Source organism: Enterococcus sp. NBRC 3427 (assembly GCF_007996925.1).
Taxonomy (GTDB): Bacteria; Bacillota; Bacilli; order Lactobacillales; family Enterococcaceae; genus Enterococcus_B; species Enterococcus_B lactis.
Genome location: NZ_BJLL01000022.1, coordinates 1 through 12,687, shown reverse-complemented (window position 1 = coordinate 12,687; position 12,687 = coordinate 1). Strand labels below are relative to the sequence as shown.

Genomic DNA, 12,687 nt, shown 5'->3' with positions numbered 1-12,687 from the left:
AGTAACATAAACATCGAGAGAAAAAAGTGGCGAAAGTATGTTCGGTGTGGTATAATTTTTTAGTAAGGAATGCCTTTGCTTTCCTTTTCTTTTTATTGGTCGTAAAATGAAAAGGAATGAATGAAAAGGAGGACAAAGAATGATTGAGAGAGATACCTCCCGACGCTTTGAGCTTGTCTCGAAATACCAACCGGCTGGTGATCAGCCTGAAGCGATTAATCAATTAGTGGATGGCGTAGTCGGCGGGAAAAAAGCACAAATTTTATTAGGTGCGACTGGAACAGGGAAAACATATACGATTTCCAATCTTATTGAGAAAGTGAATAAACCAACACTGATTATTGCCCATAACAAAACATTGGCTGGTCAGCTGTACGGGGAATTCAAGGAATTTTTCCCTAACAATGCTGTTGAATATTTTGTTTCTTATTATGATTATTATCAGCCTGAAGCTTATGTGCCTTCAAGCGATACGTATATCGAAAAAGATTCAAGTGTAAATGATGAGATCGATAAATTACGACATTCGGCTACTAGTTCATTATTAGAAAGAAATGATGTGATCGTCATTGCATCTGTTTCATGTATTTTTGGATTAGGCTCGCCTTTTGAGTATCAAAAACAAGTCGTTTCGATTCGACAAGGAGCAGAATTAGATCGCAACCAGTTGATTCGTGACTTAGTCAGTATCCAGTTCGAAAGAAATGATATAGATTTTCAGCGCGGTCGTTTTCGAGTGCGTGGTGATGTCGTGGAGATTTTCCCGGCTTCAAGAGATGAACGTGCCTTACGAGTGGAGTTTTTTGGAGATGAAGTCGAACGTATCCGAGAAGTCAATGCGCTGACAGGTGAAGTTTTAGGAGAAACGGAACATGTAGCAATCTTCCCGGCAACTCACTTTGTGACGAATGACGAACATATGGAGCATGCCGTAGCGAATATCAAAGCAGAATTAGAGCAGCGTTTAGCTGTTTTACGAAATGAAAACAAACTTCTAGAGGCTCAACGTTTAGAACAGCGAACCAATTATGATATTGAAATGATGTTAGAAATGGGCTACACTTCAGGAATCGAAAATTATTCTCGGCATATGGACGGACGTAAAGAAGGCGAACCGCCTTATACGCTATTGGATTTCTTTCCTGAAGATTTTTTAATCGTGGCTGACGAATCGCACGTGACCATGCCTCAAATCAGAGGAATGTATAATGGCGACCGAGCGAGAAAACAGATGCTAGTAGATTACGGTTTCCGCTTGCCATCTGCTTTAGATAATCGGCCGCTTCGTCTAGAAGAATTTGAAAAACATGTCAATCAGATCATTTATGTCTCTGCGACACCAGGACCATATGAATATGAACAAACAGATACCGTTATCCAACAAATCATCCGTCCGACAGGGCTGCTTGATCCAGTAATCGAAGTCCGTCCAATCATGGGACAAATCGATGATCTAGTAGGTGAAATAAATGAACGGGTCGAAAAAGATCAAAGGGTGTTTGTAACGACATTGACGAAAAAAATGGCAGAAGACCTCACAGATTATTTCAAAGAATTAGGAATCAAAGTCAAATATCTGCATAGTGATATCAAAACGTTGGAACGAACAGAGATCATTCGAGATCTACGATTAGGCGAATTTGATGTGTTAGTCGGAATCAATTTGCTTCGTGAGGGATTAGATGTACCTGAAGTTTCCCTTGTTGCTATCTTGGATGCAGATAAAGAAGGCTTTTTACGTAGCGAACGTTCCTTAGTCCAAACGATTGGGCGAGCTGCTCGTAATGAAGAAGGGAAAGTAATCATGTACGCAGACAAGGTGACGGATTCTATGCGTTTAGCGATGGGTGAAACGTCAAGACGTCGTACGATTCAGCAGAAGTACAATGAAGAACATGGGATCGTTCCAAAAACGATCATTAAAGAAATCCGAGATTTGATTTCTATTACGAAAGAATCGGAAGATGATACAAAAGAAGCGGTACAAGTCTCGTACGAAGAAATGACGAAGGAAGAAAAAGACACGTTATTGATGAAATTAGAAAAAGAAATGAAAGATGCGGCAAAAGCTTTGGATTTTGAAACAGCCGCTAATGTGCGAGATATGATTTTAGAATTAAAAGCTTCGAAGTAGGAGGACAACATGGCTAACGATAAAATTACGATTCATGGTGCACGTGCCCATAACTTGAAAAATATAGATGTCACGATTCCACGAGACAAATTCGTGGTCGTTACAGGTTTGTCCGGTTCTGGAAAAAGTTCCTTAGCATTTGATACACTGTATGCCGAAGGACAGCGGAGATACGTAGAAAGTCTTTCTGCGTATGCCCGCCAGTTTTTAGGTCAAATGGATAAACCAGATGTAGACAGCATCGACGGATTGAGTCCGGCGATTTCTATTGATCAGAAAACAACAAGTAAAAACCCTCGTTCGACAGTAGGTACTGTGACGGAAATCAATGACTATTTACGCTTGTTGTTTGCTCGTGTAGGACATCCGATTTGTCCCAACGATCATATCGAGATTACCAGTCAATCAGTAGATCAAATGGCAGATCAAGTAATGGCTTTGCCTGAGCGCACAAAGATCCAAGTATTGGCACCGATTGTGGTAAAGAAAAAAGGACAACATAAAAAAATATTCGAACGAATCCAAAAAGAGGGATATGTCCGCGTTCGAGTCGATGGCGAGATCTATGATTTAAGTGAAGTGCCTGAGCTGGAGAAAAATAAAAAACACGATATCGCGATCGTCATCGACCGGATCATTGTGAAAGAAGGGATTCGTTCTCGTCTATTTGATTCTTTAGAGGCAGCCTTGCGACTGGCAGACGGCTATGCTTTGGTTGACGTGATTGGCGAAGAAGAAATGTTGTTTAGTGAACACTATGCTTGTCCTTATTGCGGATTTACTGTTGGTGAACTAGAACCAAGACTGTTCTCCTTCAATGCGCCTTTTGGAGCTTGTCCAGACTGTGACGGATTAGGCGTCAAATTAGAAGTCGATCAAGATTTAGTCATTCCAGATAGAACGAAGACGCTTAGTCAAGGTGCAATCGTTCCATGGAATCCAATCAGCTCTCAGTATTATCCTCAAATGTTAGCGCAGGCTTGCGAAAGTTTCGGTATCGATTTGGATACACCATTCGAAGAATTACCGGAAGAACATCAGGAGATCATCTTAAATGGGACAGATGAACTTTTCCATTTCCATTATGAAAATGATTTTGGTGGCGTTCGCGATGTAGAAACAACTTTCGAAGGAGTATTGAAAAATATCAAACGTCGTTATCATGATACGAACAGTGATTTCACGCGTGAGCAAATGCGACTTTATATGACCGAATTGACTTGTCAGACGTGTAAAGGTTATCGGTTGAATCCTCAAGCACTATCTGTTCAAATCAATGGAACGAATATTGGGCAAACAAATGAATTGTCTATCCAAAAAGCAGTAGACTTCTTCTCAAACCTTACATTATCTGAACAAGAAAAAGTGATTGCCAAACCAATTTTAAAAGAAGTGAATGACAGACTTTCATTCTTAGAAAATGTCGGATTAGATTATCTAACCTTGAGTCGTGCTTCGGGAACGTTATCTGGAGGAGAAGCACAGCGAATCAGATTGGCTACGCAAATTGGATCGAATCTTTCTGGAGTTTTGTATATTTTAGATGAACCATCGATCGGATTACATCAACGCGACAATGATCGACTGATTGGCTCATTGAAGAAAATGCGTGATCTTGGCAATACACTCGTTGTGGTCGAACATGATGAAGATACGATGTGGGCAGCAGATTATCTGATCGACGTTGGACCTGGAGCAGGGGAACAAGGCGGACAAATCGTTGCTGCAGGCACTCCTGAAGAAGTAGCTAATGATGAAAATTCTTTGACAGGGAAATATCTTTCAGGGAAAAAATCGATCCCGGTGCCAAAAGAACGCCGTAAAGGTAATGGGAAAGCAATCAAGATCACTGGTGCTTCAGAAAACAATCTGAAAAATATCAGTGTCGAATTTCCTTTAGGAGAATTTGTAGCAGTAACAGGTGTGTCTGGTTCTGGGAAGAGTACATTGGTCAATAGTATCTTAAAGAAATCATTAGCGCAGAAATTAAATAAGAATTCTGCCAAGCCAGGTAAATTCAAGACAATTTCCGGCTACGAAAGTATCGAAAAAATCATCGATATCGATCAAAGCCCAATCGGACGGACGCCGAGAAGTAATCCAGCGACTTATACGAGTGTCTTTGATGATATCCGTGGGTTATTTGCTCAAACAAACGAGGCAAAAATGCGGGGATATAAGAAAGGTCGTTTTAGTTTCAACGTAAAAGGCGGTCGTTGTGAAGCGTGTCGCGGGGATGGAATTATTAAGATCGAAATGCACTTTTTGCCTGATGTCTATGTTCCTTGTGAAGTATGTCATGGCAAACGATATAACTCTGAAACATTAGAAGTGCATTACAAAGGAAAAAGCATTGCAGATGTTTTGGAAATGACGGTAGAAGATGCTGTAGAATTCTTCAAGCATATTCCAAAGATCCATCGCAAACTGCAAACGATCGTTGATGTTGGCTTAGGGTATGTGACGATGGGACAACCAGCAACGACATTGTCCGGTGGAGAGGCGCAACGGATGAAACTTGCCAGTGAATTACACAAAATCTCTAATGGAAAGAATTTCTATATATTAGATGAACCAACGACTGGTCTTCATAGCGACGATATCGCCCGTTTGCTGCAAGTATTACAAAGATTAGTAGACGCTGGTAACACAGTTTTAGTGATCGAACACAATCTAGATGTAATCAAAACAGCCGATCATATCATTGATTTAGGGCCAGAAGGCGGAGAAGGCGGAGGAACGATCCTTGCGACTGGAACTCCAGAAGAAATCATTGATGTAAAAGAAAGCTATACAGGTCACTATTTGAAAAAAATAATGGTATAAAGAAGATAGATCGCTGAGATAGTTAAAAAAACATAAAAAAATGAATTTTTGCTTGTTTTCTTAATACCAGTGTTCTAGAATCATTACATGGTAGTTCTTTCTACACTGATTGGTATAGATAAAAACTTCCTATAAGTTCAATCCGTTCAAAAAAGAATTGAGCAATCGGAGGAGTTTCCTTTGATTGCTTTTTTCTTTATGGTATGATATTCCTTGTGTAGTTAGAAAAGAAAAACAAGAGATTATGAGTAAGTGAGAGATAATGATGAACAGTATTGAAAATGAAGAATTTATCCCTATATTATTAGGAAGCGACATGAACGTTTATGGTATGGCACGTTCTTTTAACGAAGCATACGGCAAAGTCTGCCAAGCATATGCTTCTGATCAATTAGCCCCTACCCGCTACAGTAAAATCGTCAATGTAGAAGTCATTCCAGGATTTGATAAAGACCCTGTATTTATCGAGACGATGCTTCGTTTGGCAAAAGAAAGATATTCTGATAAGAGTAAAAAATATCTTTTGATTGCTTGTGGTGATGGGTATGCAGAATTGATCTCTCAACATAAGCAAGAGCTGTCAGAATATTTTATCTGTCCGTATATTGATTATTCTTTATTTGAAAGACTGATCAATAAAGTAAGCTTTTATGAAGTTTGTGAAGAATATGATCTTCCGTATCCTAAAACATTGATCGTCAGAGAAGAAATGTTAGTAAATGGACGTCTGGAACAGGAATTACCTTTTGAATTCCCGGTTGCTTTGAAACCCGCAAACAGTGTGGAGTACCTTTCTGTTCAATTTGAAGGAAGAAAAAAAGCGTTTATTCTAGAAACGAGAGAAGAGTTTGATTTGATCTTAGGTCGGATCTATGAAGCCGGTTATACTAGCGAAATGATCGTACAAGATTTTATCCCGGGTGATGATAGTAATATGCGTGTGCTAAATGCGTATGTAGATGAAGATCATCAAGTTCGGATGATGTGTCTTGGTCATCCACTGTTAGAAGATCCTACACCAGCATCGATTGGGAATTACGTTGTGATCATGCCAGATTATAACGAAAAAATCTATCAAACCATTAAAGCATTTTTGGAAAAAATCGAATATACCGGCTTTGCCAATTTCGATATGAAGTATGATCCTAGAGATGGAGAATATAAATTATTTGAAATCAATTTGAGACAAGGTCGTAGCAGTTTCTTTGTGACATTGAACGGCTTGAATCTGGCTCGTTTCGTCACAGAAGATCGAGTGTTCAACAAACCCTTTGTTGAAACGACCTATGGAACGAATCAATCAGATAAAGCAAGATTATGGATGGGTGTGCCCAAAAAAATCTTTTTAGAATATGCTCGGGAAAATGAAGACAAAAAACTAGCTGAGCAAATGATCAAAGAAAATCGTTACGGCACTACTGTATTTTATGAAAAAGACCGGTCAATCAAACGCTGGATGTTGATGAAATATATGTTCCATAACTATATTCCAAGATTCAAAAAGTATTTTCATGTGAAAGAAGGCTAGTTCATGGAGAATTTTTTCAGTATTTTAGGCGGAATGGGCACGATGGCGACAGAAAGTTTTGTTCGCTTGATCAACCACCGAACGAAAGCTACAAAAGATCAAGAATATTTGAATTATGTCTTATTCAATCATGCAACAGTTCCTGATCGTACAGCTTATATTTTAGATCGATCAGAAGAAAATCCAATGCCGTTTCTGCTGGATGATATTGAGAAACAAAATTTATTGCGACCAAACTTCATTGTGTTGACTTGTAACACAGCACATTACTTTTTTGAAGAATTACAAGCGGCAACGGATATTCCTATCCTGCATATGCCAAGAGAAGCAGCAAATGAACTTGTCCGTCAGCATACGACAGGGAGAGTAGCGATTCTAGGAACAGAAGGAAGTATGAAAGCTGGAATCTATGAACGCGAAGTCAAAAATCTTGGATTCGAAACAGTGATTCCTGATACTGCGCTTCAAGAAAAAATCAATTATTTGATCTATCATGAAATCAAAGAGTCAGATCACTTGAATCAAGAACTCTACTATGAGATTTTGGAAGAAGCGGTAGAGCGATTAAACTGTGAAAAAGTTATCCTAGGTTGCACGGAATTATCTTTGATGAATGAATTTGCTGAAGATAATCATTACCCAGTGATCGATGCTCAATCTATTTTAGCGGATCGGACGATCGAACGAGCATTAGCTGAAAGAAACGAAGCATTAGATACAGTATCTGAAAAGTAGAAAAATCTTGGATTTGGGGCAAATATCCTAAAAGATATTTGGTCCAAATCTTTTTGTAAAAGAGAAAGAAAGCTGGTAATGATACGCCCGGAATGATATAATTTTATTATGTACAATGTGAGAGGGGTTCGTAAATATGACAGATAATTTGCAATTAGTCATCATAACAGGTATGAGCGGTGCAGGAAAAACAGTAGCTATCCAAAGTTTTGAGGATATGGGCTATTTTTGTATCGATAATATGCCACCTCGATTGATTCCAAAATTCTGGGAATTGATCAAAGAATCAGGTAAAGTCACAAAAATGGCTTTAGGAGTAGATTTACGTTCTCGTTCCTTCTTTGAAGAAATTCAAAACATGCTGATTGAAATCGAAAATACGAACTTCATCGACACTTCTATCTTGTTTTTAGATGCTTCGGACGAAGAACTAGTTGCTCGTTACAAAGAAACAAGACGAGCGCATCCGATGGCAATGGACGGTTTGATCACTGAAGGAATCCGTAAAGAGCGGGCAATATTAGACGACTTGAAAGCACAAGCTTCCGTGATCATTGACACCACGACATTGACACCACGACAATTACGCGAAAAAATCAACGAGTCTTTCAAGTCAAAGGGAGACCAAGGATTTCGAATTGAATTTGTATCATTTGGCTTTAAATATGGGTTGCCGATTGACTCTGATATCGTGATGGATGTACGTTTTTTGCCAAATCCTCATTATATTCCAGAACTAAGACCACTAACCGGTAAAGACCAGCCAGTCTATGATTATGTGATGTCCTTTGATGAAACACAATCTTTCTACCATAAATTCTTGGATCTTCTGGAAACTGTATTGCCTGGATATATCAAAGAAGGAAAAAGCAGCTTGACAGTTGCAATCGGCTGTACAGGCGGCCAACACCGTTCTGTGGCGTTGACTGAACGTTTGGCAAATGCTTTAGGAAAAACATATAAAGTCAATGTGACACATCGGGACAAGGATAAAAGGAAAGAGACGGTGAACCGGTCGTGAAAATGAAAACCTACCGGATAAGAAAACCAAAGATCGTAGTGGTCGGCGGTGGCACGGGTCTGCCGGTTATCCTAAAAAGTTTACGAAATCAGGGAGCAGATATCACGGCAGTAGTGACTGTTGCGGATGATGGTGGAAGCAGCGGTGCAATCAGAGAATCGATTGCTATGGCTCCTCCTGGTGACTTGAGAAATGTCTTAGTAGCGTTATCGGATATGCCGCAATTTTATGAAGATATTTTCCAATATCGTTTTAAAAAAGAAGATCAGTTCTTAGCCAATCATACGATCGGTAACCTGATCATTGCTGCAGTTTCCGAAATGCGAGGAAGCACATACGAGGCGATTCAATTATTAGCGAAAATGATGCATGTAGATGGACACGTCTATCCTTCTTCAGAAACGCCTTTGACCTTGCATGCGGTCTTTAAAGACGGAACGACTGCAGTAGGAGAATCTAAAATCGCGATTGATCGCAAAACGATCGATCATGTCTATGTTTGCAACACGAATGATAAAAGTGAAGCTAAAGCGGCACGAAAAGTCGTTTCAGCAATTATGGATGCCGACATGGTCGTTTTGGGTCCCGGCAGTTTATTCACCAGCATCCTTCCCAATTTAGTGATACCAGAAATTGGCGAAGCTATGATTAATACAACTGCTGAAACCGTGTATATCTGTAATATCATGACCCAAAAAGGGGAAACTGAACACTTCACCGATGCCGATCATATACGTGTCTTACACAAGCATTTGAAGCAGCCCTTTATCGACACGGTACTAGTCAATACGGAAAAAGTACCAGAAGATTATATGGACCCGGAAATCTATGATGAGTACTTAGTACAAGTCGCACATGATTTCAACGGATTGAGAAATGAAGGCTGTCGAGTGGTTTCTACCGACTTTTTAGAATTGAAAGACGGTGGTGTCTTCCATGATGGAGACAAAGTGGTAGAAGAATTGTTCCGATTAGTTTTCGGTTCAAAATATTAAGCAATTTATTGTTGGAGAAAGGAGGAGAATAGGATGTCATTTGCTGCAGATGTGAAGAAAGAACTAACTGGTTTGGAAGTTCATCGAGAACATGCGAAAGCAGAATTAGCTGCTTTGTTGCGGATGAACGGCTCTTTAGGTATTGTGAACCAGCAGTTTATTTTGAACGTCCAAACAGAAAATGCTGCAATTGCCAGACGTATCTATTCTCTTTTGAAAGATCATTATCAGGTACGAAGTGAGCTACTCGTTCGTAAAAAAATGAAATTAAAAAAGAACAATGTCTATATCGTCCGCTTGAAGCAAGGCACAAAAGATGTGTTGATGGACCTTGATATTATGGATGGTATGATGTTCAATGGACACGTTTCGGACGAGATTATGGGGAATTCGCAAAAAATGCGTTCGTATTTACGTGGGGCTTTTATGGCCTCGGGTTCAGTCAATAATCCGGAAACAAGCCGTTATCATTTAGAGATATTTTCCATTTATGAACAGCATAACCAAGACATTTGCGATATGTTGAATTATTACGGACTGCATGCTCGAACGCTTGAACGACGCAATGGCTATATTTCCTATTTAAAAGGTGCAGAAAAGATTGCTGATTTCTTGACACTGATTGGTGCAACCAATTCGATGCTTCGATTTGAAGACGTGCGGATTGTACGGGATATGAGAAATTCGGTCAATCGCCTAGTTAATTGTGAGACAGCAAATTTGAATAAGACGATCGATGCGGCTTCTAAACAAATTGAAAACATCGAATTGATCGAAGCAAAGGTCGGTCTGCATGCCCTTCCTGAAAAACTTCAGGAAATTGCTGAACTCCGGCTTCAGCATCCAGAAGTCAGTTTGAAAGAGTTAGGGGAAATGATCCCCTCAGGTGCGATATCCAAATCGGGAATCAATCACCGCATTCGCAAAATCAATGAATTTGCGGAAAAACTACGTGAAGAAGCAGTGTAATCCAAAGTAAAAGCTGATACATGAAGCAGAGATGCGGATGTATCAGTTTTTTTATTTAACAAAATATTACTTGCTTTTCTTTTCTTCTTCTGTCAAACTATAAATCCCTATTACTGCCCGTTGTTCGCCATAGATTTGTTTAAAAATCGATTTTAAAGGAGAAACAAGGATGACAGAGTATATTGAATTGATTCATGCACGAGAAAACAACTTGAAAAACATTGATTTGCGTATCCCCAAAAATAAAATTACTATCTTTACTGGCGTATCAGGATCTGGCAAATCTTCTATTGTTTTTGATACGATTGCACAGGAGGCGGGCAGACAGCTGAATGAGACTTTTAGTAGTTTTGCACGTAATTTTTTGCCTAAATATAGCAGACCTGATATTGATGAGATCAAGCATTTATCTACGGCTGTTTTGATCAATCAGAAGAAACTGGGAGGAAATGCTCGATCCACTTTAGGTACTGCAACGGATATCCAGGCACTTTTTCGAATTTTATTTTCACGCTTTGCTGAAACGCCATTAGGTTATGCCAATGCGTATTCATTTAATGATCCTCAAGGTATGTGCCCTGTCTGCCAAGGAATTGGAAAAACGATAACATTGAATATCGATGCCGCCGTAGATGCGACACGCTCACTAAATGAAGGAGCAATCTTGCTTCCCAATTTCACGGTAGGGACTTGGTATTGGAAAATGTATGCAGAGACTGGTTTATTCGACCCAAACAAACCAATCTCCGAATACACATCAGAAGAATACGATCGATTATTGTATGGAAAAGCAGAGAGAATCAATATACCAAGTGCGGGAGATATGAATGTGACTTATGAAGGGATTGTCACTCGATTCATGCGAACCAATGTCCATACTGAAAAAGAAACAACGAAAAAAACAGCAAAGGTTCTGGAGACGTATACCAAGATGGACACTTGTCCAGAATGCCAAGGAAAACGTTTCTCACACGAAGTCCTAAACTCTAAAATAAACGGTTATAATATATACGATTTGACAGCAAAAGAATTATCTTCACTATTACAAATACTAGAAACGTTAGATAACAAAGAGCGTCATCCATTGATTGCCAGTATCAAAAAACGTATCCAAGATTTGATTGATATTGGATTAGGCTATATGACATTGACACGCGAGACTTCAAGTTTATCAGGAGGGGAATCACAGCGAGTAAAAATGGTGAAGCAATTAGCTAGCAGTTTGACTAATATGATGTATATTTTTGATGAGCCAAGTACAGGATTGCATCCTAGAGATGTCCACCTACTTAATGATTTATTAAAAAAAATCCGAGATGAAGGGAATACAGTTCTGGTAGTCGAACATGATCCTGATGTCATCAAGGTGGCCGATCATATCGTGGATGTAGGACCTTATGCTGGAAGTCACGGCGGTGAGATCATGTATACTGGGGATTATGATGGATTACTGGATTCTGGTACGTTAACGGGAAACTATTTGCGACATCAATTACCAATCAAAAAAGAAGTACGGACATTTTCAGAAACCTTCATTAGCCGCCAGAGCTCTTTGCATAATTTAAAAAATATTCGCTTAGAAATCCCTAAAGGTGTTTTTACCGTTGTTTCAGGGGTAGCTGGTTCTGGCAAGAGTACATTGGTCAATCAAGTATTTGTAAAAGACTTTCCAGAGAGCCTACTTATTGATCAAAATCCAATCCATACGAACAAACGGTCAAATCCAGCCACATTCAGTGGGATCATGAATAATATTCGGAAAGCCTTTGGTAAAGAAAATCAAGTTGATGCTGGATATTTCAGCTACAATTCTAAAGGGGCTTGTCCAGAATGCAAAGGAACGGGTATAATCGAGCTTAATCTATCCTTTATGGACAAATCAGAGGTAGTTTGTTCAAATTGCCATGGGAAACGTTATGATCCAGCTGTTTTGGATTATCGTTATCGTGGAAAAAATATCGTAGAAGTTATGGATATGACCATAGAAGAAGCACTTGAATTTTTTGATGAGAAAGAGATCCAGCGAAAGCTTGAGAATCTAAAAGAAGTTGGTATTGGTTATCTGACTCTTGGACAGCCGATGGATACCTTGTCTGGCGGAGAAGCGCAAAGGCTGAAATTAGCTAATGAATTGAAAACAAATGGACAAATATACATTCTAGATGAGCCAACAACAGGACTGCATATGTCAGATGTCGAAAATGTGATTCGAATTATCAATAACTTAGTGGATAAAGGGAACACGGTCATTGTTATTGAACACAATCTCGATGTGATCCGAAGTGCTGATTGGATCATTGATCTTGGTCCAGAAGGTGGATCTGGTGGTGGAAGTATCCTTTATGAAGGGATTCCAGGAGGATTAAAGAACGCACAAACGATCACTGGAAACTATATCTGATTGAACACTGTTTAGTGGAGAGGCTGTGACAGAAGTGGTCAGCTTCAAGAAATAAGAAGGAATGTACGAAAATTGCTT

General features: G+C 39.4%; 8 protein-coding genes. All 8 read left to right on the top strand.

What is annotated here, in order from left to right:
- Window positions 1-139 precede the first annotated feature (139 nt).
- The gene (uvrB, locus tag ESP02_RS06670) at window positions 140-2,134 is read left to right on the top strand and encodes an excinuclease ABC subunit UvrB (RefSeq protein ID WP_002400293.1); all 1,995 of its coding nucleotides are present in this window, start codon (window positions 140-142) and stop codon (window positions 2,132-2,134) included.
- 9 nt (window positions 2,135-2,143) lie between these two features.
- Window positions 2,144-4,960: an excinuclease ABC subunit UvrA gene (gene uvrA, locus ESP02_RS06665; protein ID WP_002400292.1), complete on the top strand. Its 2,817-nt coding sequence runs from the start codon at window positions 2,144-2,146 to the stop codon at window positions 4,958-4,960.
- Window positions 4,961-5,222: 262 nt separating this feature from the next.
- Complete coding sequence (locus tag ESP02_RS06660; protein WP_002320122.1) at window positions 5,223-6,488, top strand: D-aspartate ligase; 1,266 nt, start codon at window positions 5,223-5,225, stop codon at window positions 6,486-6,488.
- A gap of 3 nt (window positions 6,489-6,491) precedes the next feature.
- Window positions 6,492-7,223, top strand: coding sequence for an aspartate racemase (locus tag ESP02_RS06655; protein ID WP_038398745.1), 732 nt, complete (start codon window positions 6,492-6,494; stop codon window positions 7,221-7,223).
- A gap of 136 nt (window positions 7,224-7,359) precedes the next feature.
- Window positions 7,360-8,244: an RNase adapter RapZ gene (rapZ, locus tag ESP02_RS06650; protein WP_002292102.1), complete on the top strand. Its 885-nt coding sequence runs from the start codon at window positions 7,360-7,362 to the stop codon at window positions 8,242-8,244.
- Complete coding sequence (gene yvcK, locus ESP02_RS06645; RefSeq protein WP_002400289.1) at window positions 8,241-9,239, top strand: YvcK family protein; 999 nt, start codon at window positions 8,241-8,243, stop codon at window positions 9,237-9,239. Before rapZ ends, yvcK begins: the two co-directional genes overlap by 4 nt.
- A 33-nt stretch (window positions 9,240-9,272) precedes the next feature.
- On the top strand, window positions 9,273-10,208 hold the full coding sequence (gene whiA / locus ESP02_RS06640; RefSeq protein WP_002289698.1) for a DNA-binding protein WhiA: 936 nt from the start codon (window positions 9,273-9,275) through the stop codon (window positions 10,206-10,208).
- A gap of 169 nt (window positions 10,209-10,377) precedes the next feature.
- Window positions 10,378-12,609 (top strand): excinuclease ABC subunit UvrA, encoded by a 2,232-nt coding sequence (locus ESP02_RS06635; RefSeq protein ID WP_002400288.1) that lies wholly within the window; start codon window positions 10,378-10,380, stop codon window positions 12,607-12,609.
- Window positions 12,610-12,687: the final 78 nt, after the last annotated feature.